General features: G+C 67.9%; 17 protein-coding genes, 1 tRNA gene and 2 pseudogenes. 15 read left to right on the forward strand and 5 right to left on the reverse strand.

The features are described 5' to 3' along the window. Positions 1 to 70 precede the first annotated feature (70 nt). From LCC91_RS13325 to LCC91_RS13375, 11 genes are all read left to right on the forward strand, one after another. Positions 71 to 667, forward strand: a complete 597-nt coding sequence (locus LCC91_RS13325; RefSeq protein WP_143898338.1) for a LemA family protein — start codon at positions 71 to 73, stop codon at positions 665 to 667. A gap of 32 nt (positions 668 to 699) precedes the next feature. Next, positions 700 to 1,725, forward strand: a complete 1,026-nt coding sequence (locus LCC91_RS13330) for a M48 family metalloprotease (RefSeq protein WP_143898339.1) — start codon at positions 700 to 702, stop codon at positions 1,723 to 1,725. Continuing rightward, positions 1,700 to 3,049, forward strand: coding sequence for a 16S rRNA (cytosine(967)-C(5))-methyltransferase RsmB (gene rsmB / locus LCC91_RS13335; protein WP_185974919.1), 1,350 nt, complete (start codon positions 1,700 to 1,702; stop codon positions 3,047 to 3,049). Before LCC91_RS13330 ends, rsmB begins: the two co-directional genes overlap by 26 nt. Further along, entirely contained in the window at positions 3,006 to 3,698 is a 693-nt protein-coding gene (locus LCC91_RS13340) for a DUF4390 domain-containing protein (RefSeq protein WP_185974920.1), read from the forward strand. The genes rsmB and LCC91_RS13340 overlap by 44 nt, the downstream gene beginning before the upstream one ends. Next, positions 3,695 to 6,001, forward strand: coding sequence for a sensor histidine kinase (locus LCC91_RS13345; RefSeq protein WP_143898346.1), 2,307 nt, complete (start codon positions 3,695 to 3,697; stop codon positions 5,999 to 6,001). The genes LCC91_RS13340 and LCC91_RS13345 overlap by 4 nt, the downstream gene beginning before the upstream one ends. Before the next feature lie 15 nt (positions 6,002 to 6,016). Next, complete coding sequence (locus tag LCC91_RS13350; RefSeq protein WP_143898348.1) at positions 6,017 to 6,787, forward strand: response regulator; 771 nt, start codon at positions 6,017 to 6,019, stop codon at positions 6,785 to 6,787. A gap of 52 nt (positions 6,788 to 6,839) precedes the next feature. Beyond that, positions 6,840 to 6,915, forward strand: a tRNA-Phe gene (locus tag LCC91_RS13355). A gap of 338 nt (positions 6,916 to 7,253) precedes the next feature. After that, entirely contained in the window at positions 7,254 to 7,853 is a 600-nt protein-coding gene (locus tag LCC91_RS13360; RefSeq protein ID WP_024892246.1) for a type IV toxin-antitoxin system AbiEi family antitoxin domain-containing protein, read from the forward strand. After that, positions 7,850 to 8,776, forward strand: a complete 927-nt coding sequence (locus tag LCC91_RS13365; protein WP_185974921.1) for a nucleotidyl transferase AbiEii/AbiGii toxin family protein — start codon at positions 7,850 to 7,852, stop codon at positions 8,774 to 8,776. Before LCC91_RS13360 ends, LCC91_RS13365 begins: the two co-directional genes overlap by 4 nt. Next, positions 8,773 to 9,261, forward strand: a complete 489-nt coding sequence (locus tag LCC91_RS13370; protein WP_024892248.1) for a hypothetical protein — start codon at positions 8,773 to 8,775, stop codon at positions 9,259 to 9,261. Before LCC91_RS13365 ends, LCC91_RS13370 begins: the two co-directional genes overlap by 4 nt. Beyond that, positions 9,258 to 9,845, forward strand: a complete 588-nt coding sequence (locus LCC91_RS13375) for an NERD domain-containing protein (RefSeq protein ID WP_143898350.1) — start codon at positions 9,258 to 9,260, stop codon at positions 9,843 to 9,845. The genes LCC91_RS13370 and LCC91_RS13375 overlap by 4 nt, the downstream gene beginning before the upstream one ends. Positions 9,846 to 9,876: 31 nt before the next feature. Here the strand turns inward: LCC91_RS13375 and LCC91_RS13380 are convergent, their stop codons facing one another. Genes LCC91_RS13380 through LCC91_RS13395 form a run of 4 tightly spaced genes read right to left on the reverse strand, consistent with a single transcriptional unit; the run spans position 9,877 to position 12,372 of the window. Further along, positions 9,877 to 10,308 carry a hypothetical protein gene (locus LCC91_RS13380; protein WP_143898352.1) on the reverse strand — a complete coding sequence of 144 codons (432 nt, stop codon included), beginning with the start codon at positions 10,306 to 10,308 and terminating at the stop codon, positions 9,877 to 9,879. Then, entirely contained in the window at positions 10,305 to 11,663 is a 1,359-nt protein-coding gene (locus tag LCC91_RS13385) for a recombinase family protein (RefSeq protein WP_143898354.1), read from the reverse strand. Before LCC91_RS13385 ends, LCC91_RS13380 begins: the two co-directional genes overlap by 4 nt. Continuing rightward, positions 11,660 to 12,157 carry a DUF2924 domain-containing protein gene (locus LCC91_RS13390; RefSeq protein WP_143898357.1) on the reverse strand — a complete coding sequence of 166 codons (498 nt, stop codon included), beginning with the start codon at positions 12,155 to 12,157 and terminating at the stop codon, positions 11,660 to 11,662. The genes LCC91_RS13385 and LCC91_RS13390 overlap by 4 nt, the downstream gene beginning before the upstream one ends. Further along, on the reverse strand, positions 12,154 to 12,372 hold the full coding sequence (locus LCC91_RS13395) for a helix-turn-helix domain-containing protein (RefSeq protein WP_142805360.1): 219 nt from the start codon (positions 12,370 to 12,372) through the stop codon (positions 12,154 to 12,156). The genes LCC91_RS13390 and LCC91_RS13395 overlap by 4 nt, the downstream gene beginning before the upstream one ends. Before the next feature lie 212 nt (positions 12,373 to 12,584). Between LCC91_RS13395 and LCC91_RS13400 the strand changes: the two genes are divergently transcribed. The 3 genes and pseudogenes from LCC91_RS13400 to LCC91_RS13410 form a co-directional block, all read left to right on the forward strand. After that, on the forward strand, positions 12,585 to 13,637 hold the full coding sequence (locus LCC91_RS13400; protein ID WP_143898359.1) for a helix-turn-helix domain-containing protein: 1,053 nt from the start codon (positions 12,585 to 12,587) through the stop codon (positions 13,635 to 13,637). A gap of 6 nt (positions 13,638 to 13,643) precedes the next feature. Beyond that, positions 13,644 to 14,153: a PIN domain-containing protein gene (locus LCC91_RS13405; protein ID WP_224440957.1), complete on the forward strand. Its 510-nt coding sequence runs from the start codon at positions 13,644 to 13,646 to the stop codon at positions 14,151 to 14,153. 197 nt (positions 14,154 to 14,350) lie between these two features. Further along, positions 14,351 to 15,156 (forward strand): annotated as a pseudogene (locus tag LCC91_RS13410) (transposase); the annotation flags it as partial. 21 nt (positions 15,157 to 15,177) lie between these two features. On the opposite strand, the gene LCC91_RS13415 reads toward LCC91_RS13410, so the two are convergent. Further along, positions 15,178 to 16,674, reverse strand: coding sequence for an IS5 family transposase (locus LCC91_RS13415; RefSeq protein ID WP_224440884.1), 1,497 nt, complete (start codon positions 16,672 to 16,674; stop codon positions 15,178 to 15,180). 114 nt (positions 16,675 to 16,788) lie between these two features. On the opposite strand from LCC91_RS13415, the pseudogene LCC91_RS13420 reads away from it, so the two are divergent. After that, a pseudogene (locus tag LCC91_RS13420) lies at positions 16,789 to 17,088 on the forward strand (IS3 family transposase); the annotation flags it as partial. Positions 17,089 to 17,092: the final 4 nt, after the last annotated feature.

A 17,092-nucleotide genomic window follows, 5' to 3' on the forward strand; every position in this document is an offset into this window, starting at 1 on the left:
CCCGGTCCGCGCCCGCGGCCGGGGTTTTTTGTGCCCCGTTGCGCTACAGTGCGCGCAGGAGGTGCACACCATGGAAATCCCGTGGTACGGGTGGGCGCTGGCCGCCGTGGCGGTCGTTGGGCTGTGGGCCATCGGGGCCTACAACGGCTTGATGAGGCTGCAGAACCGGGTGGCCAATGCGTTTGGCCAGATCGACGTACAGCTCAAGCGTCGCTACGACCTGATCCCCAACGTCGTCGAGGTGGCGCGCAAGTATCTGGCGCACGAGGCGCAGACGCTGGAGGCGGTGATCGCCGCGCGCAACCAGGCCCGGGCCACCGAGGCGCGTGCGGCCGAGCGTCCAACCGACGGCGCGGCGCTGGTGGCGTTGGCGGGAGCCGAAGCCGCGCTCGGTGGGGCCCTCGGGCGGCTGATGGCGGTGGTGGAGGACTACCCGGAGCTCAAGGCGGACCAGACGCTGCGTGAACTGCGCGAGGAGCTGGCCCATACGGAAAACCGCATCGCGTTTGCGCGGCAGGCCTACAACGATGAGGTGCTCGCGTACAACGACCGCGTGCGGCATTTTCCGACCGTGATCGTGGCACGGCTGTTCGGCTTCGGGGTGCTCGCGCCGCTGCAGGCGACCGCGTCCGACGCCGAGCGGCAGGCCCCGCGCGTGCAGCTCTGAGGCCCTGCCGACGTCCGCGCAGGCCGACGGCGATGCGGTTCTTCGAGTCCCAGCGCGAAGCACGTGCGCAGACGCTGCGGCTGTTGCTGCTCTTTGCGCTGATGCTCGTGTTTCTGGTGCTCGCGGTCAACGCGGCGCTGGCGCTGGCGTGGCGGCTGATGATCGGTGGTGCATGGATCGGGTACCCGCGCTATTTTTTCGAGGTCAACACCGCCGTCGTGCTGCTCTTCGTGCTGGGCGGCTGGTGGCTGGAGAGCAGTGCACTGCGCCACGGCGGGGGCGTGGCGCTGGCGCAGCGGCTGGGCGCGCGGCCCGTGCGCGCCGATCGGTTCGACGAGCAGCGCTACGCGAACGTGGTGCAGGAGCTCGCGATCGCCGCCGGCATGCGTCCGCCCACCGCGATGGTGTTGCCCCGCGACGCCGGGCTGAACGCCCTGGCCACCGGGTGGGACGAGCACGACGCGGTGGTGGCGGTGACGCAGGGGGCGCTCGACCACCTGACGCGGGAGGAGCTGCAGGGGATGGTGGCGCACGAACTGAGCCACATCCGGGAGGGCGACACGCGCCTGAACATGCGGCTCGCCGGCATGGTGTTCGGGCTGGAGCTGCTGTACCGGCTGGGCGAGCAGCTCATGGCGCCGGACGCCCGCGGACGGCGGCATGCGGGGGCGCTCTTCGGGCTGGCCCTGCGGGCCGTGGGATGGCTCGGCTGGCTGGCCGGCCATGCGCTGCAGGCGGCCGTGGCGCGCCAGCGCGAGTACCTGGCCGATGCGCGCGCGGTGCAGTGGACGCGTCAGCGCGACGGGCTGGGGCGCGTGCTACGCAAGGTGCTGGGGCTGCACCGCGCGGGCACCCCCGACGCTTCCGATGGTCTGCAGATGCCGCAGGTGCAGCACTTGTTGCTCGTGTCGGCGGCATCGTCCGCGGTGGGCCGCTGGTTCGATGCCCATCCCCCGTTGGAGCGGCGCATCGAGCGCCTCTATGGTGGCAAAATGCCGCCCCTTTCCCTGGACGATGGACGCGAGGAACCCGATGGCCGCCCCGGTGGCGCTCGCTGAACAGTTGGCCGCGGTGGCGCGTGCGGTGGCCGCGGTGCGACAGGGGCGGTCGCTTGCCGACGTGCTGCCTGGCGTCGACGCGCGCCTGCGCCCGGGCGTGCAGGCGTTGACGTTTCTGGCCTTGCGCCACGGCGGTGAGACGCAGGCGCTGCTCGCACTGCTGGCACGGCGCGCGCCGCCCGCGCCGGTGGCGGCCCTGCTGGAAGCGGCGCTGGCGCTGCTGATCGACGCCGGCGCGGGCTACGCGCCCCACACGGTGGTCGACCAGGCGGTGCGCGCGCTCGGCGCGCTGCGCACGCCGGGGCTGGCGGGCTTCGTCAACGCCTGCTTGCGCCGCTTTTTGCGCGAGCGCGACGCGCTGCTCGCGCGCGCCCACGCGGGCCCCGTGGGCCGCTGGAACCACCCGGCGTGGTGGGTGCAGCGCCTGCAGCGCGACCACCCGGCGCACTGGGCCGCAGCGCTGGCCGCCGACGGCGAGCCCGCCCCGCTGGTGCTGCGCGTCAACCGCCGGCGCGTCTCGCGCGATGCCTACCGTGAACGCCTGGCGGCGCAGGGGTGGGTAGCAGATCCCATCGGCGACGATGGCCTCGTGTTGGCCGAGGCGGTGCCGGTGGAGCGCCTGCCCGGGTGGGCGGACGGCGACGTGGCGGTGCAGGATGGCGCGGCGCAGCTTGCCGCGCCGCTGTTGCTCGGCGATGGCCTGCCGGCCGGCGCGCGCGTGCTCGACGCCTGCGCCGCGCCCGGAGGCAAGACCGCCCACCTGCTGGAGCGCGCCGACGTGACGCTGTGGGCGCTGGACGCCGACCCCCGGCGCTGCGAGCGCATCCACGAGACGCTGCGCCGGTTGCGGCTGCCCACGCCAGGGGCCGAGGTGCGGGTGCTCGCGGCCGACGCCGGCTCCCCGGCGGACTGGTGGGATGGGCGTCCGTTCGACGCCATCCTGCTGGATGCGCCGTGCAGCGCCTCGGGCATCGTGCGGCGTCACCCGGACGTGCGCTGGCTGCGCCGCGGGGACGACATCGCGCGCCTGGCGGCGACGCAACGGCGGCTGCTCGACGCGTTGTGGCCGCTGCTTGCGCCCGGCGGGCGGCTGCTGTATGCGACGTGTTCGGTGTTCCGGGCCGAGGGGGCGGACGTCGTCGCGGCGTTTTGCGCCGCGCACCCCGAGGCGCAGGCGCTGCCCGCGCCGGGGCACCTGTTGCCGGGCGGCATCGTCGCCGACCCGTCGCCGGCGGCGCAGGCCGTCGTGTCCGCGCACGCGATCGGTGACAATGCGCGCCGTGGCATGGACGGTTTTTTCTACGCCTTGCTCCGCAAAGGATGAGGGCACGTACCGGGCGAGCGCCGCGTGGCGCCGGCGCGCGCTGCTGCGCGCGGCGCTCGGTGCCGTCCTCGCGGCGGGCCTGGCCGCTCCTGCGGTGGCGGCACGGTTCGACACCGATGGGGCTTCCTGGCGCCTGGAGCGCACGGCGGAGGCGTTGTATCTGAGCGCGCGCGTGCCGCTCACCCTGCCGCCGGGGGTGGAGGAGGCGCTGCGCCGCGGCGTGCCGGTCTATTTCGTCTGGCACGCGGTGCTGCGTCAGCCGCGCTGGTACTGGACCGACCGCCGGCTGGCCAGCGTGACGCGGACCGTGCGGCTGGTCTTTCAGCCGCTGACGCAGCGCTGGCGGCTCAGCGTCATCGACGGGGCTGCCCCTGAGCAGCCCGCGGCGCTGCATCGGCATTTCGAGTCGCTGGACGAGGCGCTGGCGCTGGCGCGCTCCGTGCAGCGCTGGCGTGTCGTGGCCGGCATCGAGCTGCGCGGTGACGAGCAGCTGGAGGTGGAGTTCCGCGTCGACACCGGCCAGCTGCCGCGTCCGCTGCAGATCCTGCCCGGGGGGGATGAGGCGGCGTCGGCGTGGCGGGCCGTGCTGCGACTGCCGCCGGTGGGCGCGCTCGACGACCCCGAGCCGGCTGCCGGGGGGCGTGAATGAGCGACGCCCGCACGCGCGACGCCCAGCGGGTGCGGCACCTGCGCTGGTTCCTCGCGCTGGCCCTGCTGTTCATCCTCGGGGTTGGGCTGGTGCTCTTTTACCTGCTCACCCTGGCCACGGACCACCGCGCCGTCGAGCCGCGCGCCTACACGCGCTTGCTGGTGCTCAACCTCGGCGTCGCGGCGGTGTTGGCGGCGGTGCTGGTGTGGCTGGCCGCGCGCCTGGTGCTGCGCTGGCGGCGCCGGCGTTTCGGCAGTGCGCTGCTGCTCAAGCTCGCCGCGATCTTCGGTCTCGTGGGCGTGGTGCCGGGAGTCCTCATCTACCTGGTGTCGTACCAGTTCGTCAACCGCGCCATCGAGACGTGGTTCGACGCGCGCGTCGAGACGGCGTTGCGCGCGGGGCTGGAGCTCGGGCGCACGGCGCTCGACACCGTCAGCGCCGACTGGGCGGCAAAGACGCGCACGCTCACCGGCACCCTCGCCACCGCCGATGACGGTGTCGCGGCGCTCGTACTGGAGAACTGGCGCGAGCAGCTCGGCGCCACCGACGTGGTGCTGTGGAGTGCGCAGGGCCGTGCACTGGCGAGTGTGGGCGAGTCGCGCTTTCGCCTCGCGCCCGAGCGGCCGAGCGCGACGCTGCTGCGCCGCGCGCGCGCCGAGCGGCTGGTGACCTGGATCGAAGGCCTGGAGGAACTCGAGGCCCTCGCCGATCCGCAGGAGGTGCTCGGGCTGCCCACCGCGGCATTGCCGCGCGTGCGCGTGCTGGCCTACGTGCCAGCGCGGGACATCGCCTTCGGGGCGGAAGGGCGCTATGTGGCCGTGACGGCACCGGTGCCCGCGGCGCTGGTGGCCAACGCGTTGGCGGTGCAGCTCGCCAACCGCGAGTACCAGGAGCGCGCCCTCGTGCGCGAGGGGCTGCGCAGCATGTACCTGGGCACGCTGACGCTGGCGCTCTTTTTGTCCGTCGCGGGTGCCGTGGTGCTGGCCGTGCTGCTGGGCAACCAGCTCGTGCGGCCGCTGCTGCTGCTGGCCGAGGGCATGCGCGACGTGGCCCGCGGCGACCTCGGACCGAAGGTCGCGCTGCCCGCGCGCGACGAGCTGGCGGGGCTGACGCGCACCTTCGCCGCGATGACGCGTGAACTGGCCGATGCGCGCGCCGCCGTGCAAACGTCAATGCAGCAGGTCGACGCCGCCCGCGCCAGTCTGCAGACCTTGCTCGACAACCTGACCGCTGGCGTCATCGTGCTGGCCCCTGACGGCGTGGTGCGCAGTGCCAACCCTGGGGCAGCGCGCATTCTGCGCGTGCCGCTGGCGCAATGGATCGGTCAGCCGTTGTCCGCGGTGCCGGGGCTGGAGGCCTTCGGTCGCTGGGTGCGCGAGCAGTTTGCGCGCTTCATCGCCGACGGCGACGGTGCGGACGACGGTGCCCACTGGCAGCAGCCCTACGAGTGGCAGGCCGATGTCGGCGGGGGCGCTGGTGGCGCGGCGGGGGCCGTGCGCACCCTGGTCGCGCGCGGGGCGCGGCTGCCGGGCGGCGACCACCTGCTCGTGCTCGACGACGTCAGCGACATCATCTCCGCCCAACGCGCGCAGGCGTGGGGCGAGGTCGCCCGGCGCCTGGCGCACGAGATCAAAAACCCGCTCACACCAATCCAGCTCTCGGCCGAGCGGCTCGCGCTCAAGCTCGAACCCCGGCTCGACGGCGCGGAGCTGGCGATGCTGCGCAAGTCGGTCAAGACCATCGTCGACCAGGTCGAGGCCATGAAGCGCCTGGTCAACGAATTTCGCGACTACGCGCGGCTGCCCCCGGCGCGGCTGGAGCCGCTCGACCTCGCGCCGTTGCTGCGCGAGATCGTCGCGATGTACGAGGCCGCGCCGGTGCCGGTGCGGCTGGAGCTCGACCCAGCGTGCCCGCCGGTGCTGGCGGACGCGCAGCAGGTGCGGCAGGTCGTGCACAACCTGGTGCAAAACGCGCAGGACGCGACGGCCAGCGCCGGCAGCGGTGCGGCGGTGCTCTTGCGCACGCGGCGCTCCGACAGCGGCCAGTGGGTGCGCCTGTTCGTCATCGACGAAGGGTCGGGTTTTCCCGAGGCGATCCTGCAGCGCGCCTTCGAACCTTACGTCACGACCAAGGCCAAGGGCACCGGGTTGGGGCTGGCGGTAGTCAAGAAAATCATGGACGAGCACGGCGGCCGCGTCGAGCTGGCCAACCGCATCGAAGGCGGCCGTGTCGTGGGCGCACAAGTGTCGCTATCATTCAGGGTTGCAGATATGCAACACATTCAACAGGGGGCGCCCCAGTAAGGGTGATAGTGGTCGATGGCAAACATCTTGGTGGTCGACGACGAACTCGGAATCCGCGAGCTGCTGTTCGAAATCCTCGACGACGAAGGCCACAGCGTCGAGCTGGCCGAAAACGCCGCGCAGGCGCGGGCGCACCGGCAGCGCTACGCGCCGGACCTCGTGTTGCTCGACATTTGGATGCCCGACACCGACGGGGTGACGCTGCTCAAGGAGTGGTCGGCTACCGGGCTGCTGACGATGCCCGTGATCATGATGAGCGGCCACGCCACCATCGACACGGCCGTCGAGGCCACCCGCATCGGCGCGATGGCCTTTCTGGAAAAGCCCATCACGCTGCAGAAACTCTTGCAGGCCGTGGAAAAGGGGCTCGCGCGCGGGCCGGTCCGCCCGAACGGCCGGGCGAACGCCGCCGGGCCGGCCGCGCCCACCGCTGGCGGGGCGCCAGCGCTGACGCTGGTGGGCACCACCCCGGCGTCGTCGGTGGCGAGCGATGACGCCACCCCCGATCCGGACGCCGCCGCGGCCGAGGGCGCCGCGGCGCTGCGGCCCGGTGTACTGACCGTCCCAGCAGCGCCCGGGGGCGTGCTGCAGACGCTGGACCTGGATGCCCCGCTGCGCGAGGCGCGCGACGCGTTCGAGAAAGCCTATTTCGAGTTCCACCTCGCGAAGGAACACGGCTCGATGACGCGCGTGGCCGAAAAGACGGGGCTGGAGCGCACCCACCTGTACCGCAAGCTCAAGCAGCTGGGCGTCGACCTCTCGCGCAACAAGCGCAGCGCCGCGTGAGCGGTCCGTCGCGTGTGGCGCGCGTTTTTTTCGCTATAATGCGAGGCTCGTTGGCCCGGTAGCTCAGTTGGTAGAGCAGCGGACTGAAAATCCGCGTGTCGGTGGTTCGATTCCGCCCCAGGCCACCAATACACAAAGGTCAACAGTTCGCTGTTGGCCTTTTTTCTTGCGCGCTCCCGCGTGTTCGCGGGGACTCCTGCGGATTCCTGCGGACTTCCTTCCTCCGGTCGTCTCGCCCATCTCGGCCCCATTTCGCTCTCTCCTGGCCATTCTTCTCTCCAGCCTCGCTCGCCGGCTAAGGGCCGAAGTCCGCAGAGGCCGCAACGTGGACCTATACAGATCAATGGGTTACGTGCTGACGAATCAAACGGTTGGATTGCGGCATCGGCAGGCAAAGGAAACCATGGCCGTTGTGTTTTGTCGGTAGTTCTTGACAGCTACCGACGTTTCGCAACATTATGACGACATGGACAGTTCGCACCAGAGCATTCTGGATCTTGCCGCCCAGCGCGGCCTTATTCGCCCACGCGATCTCAATGAGCGTGGGCTGCCCACGATCGCCCTCACGCGGCTGGTGCGGCAAGGGCTGCTCCAGCGCGTGGGACGGGGCCTGTACGCAATTCCGGACCGGGCCGTCTCGGAACACGGCGCACTCTCCGAGGTGGCACGCAAGCACCCGCAAGCCATCGTCTGCCTGCTGTCGGCACTGCGCCTACATGAACTCACCACACAGTCGCCGTTCGAGGTCTGGCTGGCAATTCCCAACAAGGCACGCGCGCCAAAGATGGACTATCCCCCGCTGCGCATCGTGCGCTTCTCTGGCGCCGCGCTGACGGAGGGGGTCGAGGAGCACCTCATCGATGGTGTGCCGGTGCGCGTGACCAACGTCGCCCGGACCGTGGCTGACTGCTTCAAGTTCCGCAACAAGATCGGCCTCGATGTCGCGCTGGAGGCGCTACAGGAGTCCTGGCGTGCCAAGCGCGTCAGCATGGATGAACTTTGGCGTTTTGCTGCGCTGTGCCGTGTGGCCAATGTGATGCGCCCCTACATGGAAAGCCTGTCATGAACCAGCGCAACATGGCCGCCTCGGTGCGCGCCCGCCTGCTCAACCGCGCCCGCGAGACCCGACAAGACTTCAATCTGATCTTGACCCGCTATGCGCTTGAGCGCCTGCTTTACCGGCTCAGCATCTCCCCCCACGCCGACCAGTTCCTGCTGAAAGGTGCGCTGCTGTTCGACTTGTGGTTCGACATCCCGCATCGTCCGACACGCGACGCCGATCTGCTGGGCTTCGGCTCGGCCGAGATCCCGCATGTCGAGGCGGCGTTTCGGGACATCTGTACGGTGGAACTGGACGACGGCATACGCTTCCAGCCTGACTCGGTACACGCGGAGGAGATCCGCAAGGAAGCCAACTACTCCGGTGTCCGGGTCACGCTGATCGGCCTGTTGGACGGTGCCCGATGCCACGTGCAGGTCGACGTGGGTTTCGGCGACGCCGTGACGCCCGGCCCCGAGGCCGTCGACTACCCGGTAATGCTGCCGGACATGCCAGCCCCGAAGCTGCGCGCCTACCCCCGCTACACGGTTGTCGCCGAGAAGCTGGAGGCACTGGTGTCGCTCGGCATCGCCAACAGCCGCATGAAGGATTACTTCGATCTCTGGATCTTGTCGCGCTACACCGACTTCGACGGCGCGCTCCTGTGCAAGGCGATCCACGCCACCTTCGAGCGCCGCAGGACACCGCTGCCGGATGGCGTCCCTTTCGGATTGAGCGACGAATTCGCGCAGGATCGGCAGAAGCAGACTCAGTGGCAAGCATTCTTGAGGAAGAATGCCTTGGACGAGCTTCAGCTTTCCGAGGTCGTTGCCGGTCTGCGTGCCTTCCTGTCATTCCCGCTGGACGCGCTCCAGCAAGGTGCTGCATTTCCGCAAACATGGCTTGCCGGAAACGGGTGGATGTCGAGCGGCGAGGAATCGGGCCGATGACCTGGAATCCCGATCTGCTCTTGGAGGATTTTCACCGTGTCGCCGGCATGGCTGGCGTCTCGTTGGCGCTTGATGCCATCGCGATCGAGCGGTGCCCTGCGCCGCACGTGCCGCCCAAGACATTACCGCCCGGCACCATGGCGGTGTACGTCTTCTCGTTTGGGCCTCATGTGCTGAAGGTCGGGAAGGTCGGCCCCAACAGCGCTGCTCGCTACACGGCTCAACACTACAACGCCGGCAGCGCGAAGAGCACTCTGGCAGCCTCCTTGATCAAACACGGCGAGCGCATCGGCGTCGCCGGCCTGAACGAAACGAACGTCCCCGGCTGGATCAGGGAGCACACCGATCGGGTGAACTTCATCCTCGATGCGTCGCTCGGTGTCCACGTCCTCAACCTCCTCGAGGCATTTCTGCAGTGCCGCCTCCGGCCTGAGTTCGAGGGATTTGCCAGCCAACGGATCGATCGCGAGGGCGGACAGGCATGAAAGAGGACATCCTCGAACAAATGGTGGACGAGTACCTGCAGCACAAAGGGTACTTCACCCGGCACAACATCAAGTTTCGACCTGCCGGCGATCATGTGGAGTACGACACCCGCCAGGATGCCGTGCATAGCGACATCGACGTGATCGGCATCCATCCGCGACTCGACGGCGCGCGTCGGGTGATGGTCGTGAGCTGCAAGAGCTGGCAGGGTGGCTTTCGTCCCGAATACTGGGTCGATGCGATCGCCAAGAACAAGGTGGTCTCGGGGCGTGAGGCCTGGCGCGGGTTTCGCGAACTGACCAGGGAGAAGTGGGCCGCAGCGTTCAGGACGACGGTCGCCGAACTGACGGGTTCGTCCTCGTTCACCTACATCACGGCCGTCACGAAAGTCGTCGGCAGCCGAGCGGAGTGGCAGGACAACGCGACGTTCCGCGAGAATCTCGGCGGCAACCCCATCGAGATACTGACCTTCGGCGACATGCTGAAAGAACTCTTTCCGTCCATCGACACGACCCCTGCCTCATCGGAAGTTGGACGGGTTCTGCAGCTGATCAAGGCGTCAGGCTGGTCTCTCGACAAGTAATCCAACCCGAAGGATGCCCGTGCGACGGTAATCAGCGATTGATGATGGCCCGCTGCTCGTCCCATAGCAGTGGCGTCCCCGACGCCAGATCGAACAGGGTCACCTCCGGCGGCAGGGTCTCGTCGAGGATGGCGGCGACGATGTCCGGCGCCAGAGTGGTGAGGTTCACCATCCGGCTCACATAGGCCCGATCCATCCCCTCGCGGTCGGCCACCTCGGACAGCGTGCGCGCCTCGCCGGACTCCACCATCGCCAGCCAGCGGTGGCCGCGGGCGAGCGCGAGCTGGATCGGCGTCGGCGTGTCGTCCCAGGGGCGCGGCTGCATGGTCTCGCCATCCGGCAGGGTCACCGCCTTGCGGCTGCCGCGCCGCTTGATCCGGATCGGCACCGAGACGGTGAGGCTGCCGTCGCTCGCGGTGATCACCTCGGCCTGGCCGGTCTTGTCGATCAAGATCTCGTTCATGCCATGGCCTCCTCAAGCGTTTCCGGGGCAGGTTCGGGGCGCAGCTCCAGCGCCAGCACCTCAATACCATTGGGCCGGAACCGCACCTCGATGTCGTTCGGCGAGACGACCACCTTGTCGATGAGGAGCCGCACGATGCGTTGTTGCTCGGCCGGAAAGAGCTGATCCCAGATCGCATCCAGCCGGGTCATGGCCACCGTGACCTGGGCCTCGTCCAGGGAGGGATCGAGCCGGGTGGCGCGCTCGGCCACCCCGGCGACCATGTCCGGTGCGCGCAGCACCCGGCGCATCTGCTCCAGCACGGCGGCCTCCAGCTCACCGGCCGGCAGGCGCGGCAGCCCGGAGGCGCCGGCGTGCTCCTTGTTCTCCCGCGTCGGCAGGTAATAGCGGTAGATACGTCCGTTCTTCTTGCGCGTGGACCAGGGCGTGAGCGCCCGGCCATCGATTCCCACGACGATCCCTTTGAGCAGGAACGGCACCCGAGCGCGGGTGTTGTTGCCTCGCACACGCGAGTTCTGCGCGAGGATCGCCTGGACGGCGTCCCACAGCTTGCGCTCGACGATGGGCGGGTGCTTGCCTGCATACCACTGATCGCGGTGGCGGATCTCGCCCAGGTAGACGCGGTTGTTGAGGATCTTGTAGACGAGGCTCTTGTCGATGGGCTTGCCGTCACGCACCCGCCCGTCCTGGGTGGTCCAGGCTTTGGAGGTCACGCCGTCGAGGCGCAGCTCCTTCACGAGCATGGTCGAGGACCCGAGTTCGACGAAGCGCTGGAAGATGTGGCGGACGATCTTGGCCTCGCGCTCGTTGGGCACCAACCGCCGGTTCTCGACGTCGTAGCCGAGCGGCGGCACGCCGCCCATCCACATGCCCTTGCGCTTGCTGGCCGCGATCTTGTCGCGGATGCGCTCGCCGGTCACCTCGCGCTCGAACTGCGCGAAGGAGAGCAGGATGTTCAGCATCAACCGCCCCATCGAGGTGGTGGTGTTGAACTGCTGGGTGACCGAGACGAAGGAGACCCCGTGGCGCTCGAACACGTCGATCATGCGCGAGAAGTCGGTCAGCGATCGCGTCAGGCGATCGATCTTGTAGACCACCACGATGTCGATCCTGCCGGCCTCGATGTCGGCCAGTAGGCGCTTGAGCGCCGGCCGGTCCATGTTGCCACCGGAGAAGGCGGGATCGTCGTAGTCGTCGGCCACTGGAATCCAGCCCTCCGCGCGCTGGCTGGCGATGTAGGCGTGGCCGGCGTCGCGCTGGGCGTCGATGGAGTTGTACTCCTGGTCGAGCCCCTCGTCGGTGGACTTCCGAGTGTAGACGGCGCAACGCAGGCGGCGCTTCAGGGCTTCGCTCATCGCCGGCCTCCCTGCTTCTTCGGATTCTTCGCCTTGGCCGGCGCCTTCACACCGAAGAAGAGCGGCCCGGACCAACGGGTGCCGGTGATCTCGCGGGCGATCATGGACAGGCTCGGGTAGCGCCTGCCCTCGAACTCGTACTGCCCGTCCTGGGCGACCGTCGCCCGGTGCTCGACCCCCTGGTACTCGCGGGTAAGCACGGTGCCGGGCATCAGCCGAATGTCGCGGTCGAGCTTGCGCGCCTTGCCGGTCTCCATCAAAGACTTGATGCGCCGCTTGTTGCGCTCCAGCAGATTGGGATCGACCTTGCGGAACTCGATTTCCTGCAGCTTGTAGGCGATCCGCCGCTCCATGAACTGGCGATTGGGCGTCGGGTTGTCGCTGCCGAAGAGTTCTCGCCAAAGCGCCCTCATTTCCTCTATCGAGAGATCCGGGAGCCCGGCGATCCGGGCGGCGACGCTCGGCGGGGTGGGTGGGACGGTGCTTGCCTTCATGGAGCCTCCTCCAAAGTGTTGTTGACGGGGTGGCTATGAAGGCGCTGGTGGCCGGAGAAGCCAAGCTCAAACTCGCTCTCCGTGGGGTGACCTGCGGACTGCGCGACCGCGGCGTCGCGCAGTCGGACGAGGCCGCGCGCCAGCAAGGACGCGACCTCTTGCCGGCGCTGCTCCGGCGTCATCCGGTCGGGGGGAAGGTGGTTGATCGTGCACATCGGTATCGGTCCTGAACGTCCAACTCGCTCGATGACGAGATTGTCCGGTCAGGCCTCTACCGAGGCCATCAGGGAGTTTCGGGCCGGTGCGGACCGATGGGGGCTGGTGCGAAGGAGTTCGCGGGATCGGGTTGCGCCAAGCGAACAGAATTGGCGATGTTTACAAAACAAAGCTTCATACGTAAACTGTAAACAAAAGAGGACGCTCCCCAATGTTTGGCGAAAGACTGAAACTGGCCCGCAAGCGCTCCGGCCTGTCCCTTCGGGGACTGGCCGATGCCATCAACCATGCGGTCAGTGCCCAGGCGATCGGCCGCTATGAGCGCGGCGAGATGCTGCCCGGTTCGGCCACCGCCCTGAAGCTCGCCAAGGCGCTCGGCGTCCCATTGAGCTACTTGTTCAGCCCCTCGGAAATACGCCTCGAAGGGGTGGAGTTTCGCAAGACCGCTGCGACCCGGGCCCAGGAGCGCGCCATGGTGGAAGCCGCCGTCCTGGACAGCCTCGACCGCTACCTGCTCGTCGAAGACCTGCTGGAGATCGGCAGCCATGTGTGGGACAAGCCCGACGGGGCCCCCTTCAAGGTCGCCGACTTCGATGATGCGGAGACCGCCGCCGAGAGCGTCCGCAAGGCCTGGAACCTGGGTGGCGACGCGATCCCCAACGTTACCGAGCTGCTCGAAGAGCACGGCATCAAGGTGCTCAAGCTCGACTTCCCGCTCTCGGTCGACGGACTGACCTGCCGGGTGGCGCGGCCGGGCCAGGAGAAGGTACCGGTCATCGTGGGTTCGGTGGCGAAATCGGTGGAACGCCGGCGCTTCACCCTGGCCCACGAGCTCGGCCATATGGTGATGGCCATCGACGGCGACCTGGACGAGGAGAAAGCGTGCCAGCGCTTCGCCAGCGCCCTCTTGATGCCCCGGGAGGACCTGCTGTTCGAGGTCGGGCAGCGCCGCCATGCCTTCGGCTATGCCGAGATCATCGAGATCAAGCGCATGTACGGCGTCAGCGCCGCCGCCCTGATCGTCCGGCTGCGCGATCTCGGCGTCATCACCGAGGGGACCTTGCAGGCCGTGTTTCGCGGCATCGGCCGCACCTGGCGCAAGGCCGAGCCCGAGCCGCTCCCGGAAAACGAGGAACCCCGGCGCTTCCAGCGCCTGGTGCTCCGCGCCCTTGCTGAGGACATCATCTCGCTTCCCAAAGCCGCAGAGCTGCTGCGCAAGAGCACGGGCGAGGTGAGCCGAATCATGTCGGGGCCCGCGGAGTGACCTATCGTGCGGGTATTGGTGAGCGACGCCTCGATTCTGATTGAGCTGGCGAAGTGGTCCCTCCTGGAGGCGCTGTTCAAGCTGCCGTTCGAGTTTGCGGTACCCGACGCCCTGTACGAGGACGAGCTCATCGACCTCGGTGAGATCGACCGGGAACAGCTCAAGGGGTTGGGCCTGCGGGTCGAGTCCCTGGATGCGGAAGGCATGGCCCGGGCCGTCTCCTATCAGACGGCCCAGCCCAAGCTCACCCTCCACGACTGCCTTGCCGTCACCCTGGCCGTGACCAACGACTGGCCCTTGCTGACGGGTGACAAGCGCATGCGTGCCCTCGCCGACGAAGAGCACCTCGAGGTGCACGGCGTCTTGTGGGTCATCGACCGGTTTGCCGAGCACCGCATCGTGCGCAAGCCCACGCTCGCGAAGGCGCTGCGCGGCATGCTGGACGACCCGCGGACACGGCTGCCGCATGCCGAGATCAACAAGCGACTCGCCCTGCTCACCACGAAGCAAGGTTGAGCTACAGGCGTTGACGCGGGAAAGGAATTCTTCGTCACATAGGAGAACAAGAACGAATGAACGATGCTGAAAACTTGGCCAAGCTGCTCGGGCACCTGAAGCCCGAGCTGTTTCGCGCCTTCATGGCGGAGGATGAGATAGCCCCCTGAATCTCCGGACCCGTCCTATCGCTTATCTTTGAAGATAGGAGTAGGACTGTGAGTACGACTAGGCATACGGACACTGTTGAAGTCATCTTGAAAGACCAGCGCCGCAGGCGCTGGTCCCCTGCGGAGAAAGCCGCGCTGGTGCGGCGCACCTACGAGCCGGGCATGAGTGTGTCGCTGGTGGCGCGGCAGGAAGGCGTCGCAGCCAGCTTGCTGTTCCAGTGGAGAAAGCTCGATCGCCAAGGCGCCCTGACGGCCGTCAGGGCCGGGGAAGCAGTGGTTCCGGCCTCGGAACTGGCGGCTGCCCGAGCCGAGATCGCCAAGCTGCAGCGGGTGCTGGGCAAGAAGACCCTGGAGAACGAAATCCTCAAGGAGGCCGTGGAGTACGCCGCCGAAAAAAAGTGGATTGCGCGCTCGCCCTTGTTGCCCGGGGACGACCAATGAAGACGGTCTGCCGGGCGCTGGGCGTGGCGCGCTCGCATGTGCATGAGCGGCACCACCGCCGCGAGGACTGGCGCGATGCTCGCCAGGGGCGCACGCCAGCGGGCGATGCGCAGCTGCTGGCTGAGATCCGGGAGCAGATCGCCGATCTGCCCAGCTACGGGTATCGACGCGCCTGTGCCCTGGTCAACCTTCAGCGCAGCGCACAGGGCGGCACACGGGTCAACCCCAAACGGGTCTACCGCGTGATGGCCCAGGCCGGGCTGTTGCTGCCCAAGGCAGCCCGACGGCGCCATGGCAGCCGCAAGCACGAGGGTAGCGTGGCCGTGGGGCGCAGCGATCTGCGCTGGTGCTCCGATGGGCTGGAGATCAAGTGCGACTCGGGGCAGACGGTGAGCGCCACGTTCACCAAAGAGTCGTCCCTGAAAAATTCATTTTCACGCCGCCCTTAGCCGCAGCTGGGCAGGGTTGGCGCCACTGGACTCGGTTGGCCGCCGCTGGGCGAGCCACCGGCCGATGAGGCGCACGGCCGCAATGAGGCGCAAAAAAGCTCGCCTCAAGAAGGGCACGCCCTTCTTCGTGATCATGCGCAGCAGCCAGCGGATGTTGTAGCCCGCCGCGCACAGCACCGCGTGCAGCCGGTCACCCTGCTCGCCCTTGAGGTGGCACCTGTCCATGCGGTGATCCTGCTTCAAGTGCCCGATGACCGGCTCGATGGCCTGGCGGCGCTTGAGCAGCTTGCGCTCCTGCTGCGTGAGGCGCTTGATCTTGCCGCGGTGCACCAGGCGCACATCCGCAATGTCGGCTTCCACCCCGCGGTAGCCCAGATCGGCAAACGCTGTGCTGGGCTTGATGCCAGTGTCCTGCATCAGGATCGTGGCCTGCTCCAGCTGCGCTTGCAGCGTGTGCCCGTCGTAGGGGTTGCCATGGAAGGCCCGGGCTGCGACGATGAGGCTGTGCTTCAGGGTGCTGGCAATGCCGACCTTGACGCCGAACTCGTAAGGGCAGCGGGCCTTGCCCTTGTTGATGCACTCCACCTCCGGCGCGTGCCAGGCGTAGAGCTTTCGAGTCCCGTCGGCGGTCTTTCGGTTGGCAGTCTGCGCCACCAGACGCGCCGCCTTGTTGAGGGTGTGGCCAAGAGCACTCTGGATGGCCTGCCCCAGGCGGCTGGCCTTGCGCTCGATCTCGCGCTGCAGCCTGGCCACGATCGTGCGCTGGCGCTTGATGACCCGGCGCATGCGCGCAAACTGCCGCGCGTGCGCATAGCGTCCTGCCTTGCGGGCCAGCTCCTTGCCTTCCTTGGCAAAGGTCTGCTTCAAGGCGATGCCGGCGGCCTTGGCCGCCTCCACCAGCTTGGTGCGTGCCGTCTCCAGCAGCCGGCTGTCGGTGGGGTGCGCCACCGCCTTGGGTTGTACGGTGGTGTCCACCACCACGCGCTTGAGTTCCTGCGGCTTGATGAGTCCGGTTTCCACCGCCACGTTGATGGTCTGCGCCAAGAGTTCTTCCACGCCTTCTTCGCCCAGCAGCCGGCGAAACTTCACCAGCGTCGTGGCGTCGCACGGCCGGCGATGTTCAAAGTACGCCCGCCCCGAGAAGAACTGCCATGTGGGGGTTTCGCCCCAGCGCTCGACCACCCCTTCGTCCGACTCGTTGAAGGCGTGCTTCAGATACAGCAGCGCGATCATCACGCGCAGCGGCACGCGGGGTCGGCCTGCGTTGGACGCCCGAGCTGCGCGCACCGGAGATTCGCCAAAGAGGTCCAGATCGGGCATCGCGACACCTGCGCGCGCTTTGCGCATGAACAGGTGCGACAGCCTTGCTTCCAACTCCTGCCACGGCATGCGTGAGGACAACACCGCCAGCGGATGGCGCAGGTCGATCATCTGATCGAGCCGGGCGCGGAAGAAGTCCTCGGTGGCGGGGCAGGCAAACATCGCAAAACTCCCAGAAAACGGCGCATCAGACCATCAAATCTGGGGGAAATTGTACTCGCAAACAGACAATAACACAAGAAAAATCATGCTGTTATGAATATTTCAGGGGCGACCAAAGATTGCTGCGACCGCGAAGTGATCGCCTGGCGGGCATGGGAGGGCAAAGGGCTGCCCGGTGAGCCGGTGCGCGAGATGTTGATCGAGGCGGTGGAAAAACGCTTTGGCTCGGTGGAGGCGCTGCCCCCTGATCACAGGCTGGAATTCCTCAGCGACAACGGCAGCGCCTACATCGCAGCCCAGACCCGAGCAGTGGCGCGTTCACTGGGCCTCAAGCCGATCAACACGCCGGTGTGCAGTCCGCAGAGCAACGGCATGGCCGAGAGCTTCGTCAACACGTTCAAGCGCGACTACGTGGTTG

The sequence above is a fragment of the Tepidimonas taiwanensis genome, assembly GCF_020162115.1.
In the GTDB taxonomy this organism is placed as follows: Bacteria; Pseudomonadota; Gammaproteobacteria; order Burkholderiales; family Burkholderiaceae_C; genus Tepidimonas; species Tepidimonas taiwanensis.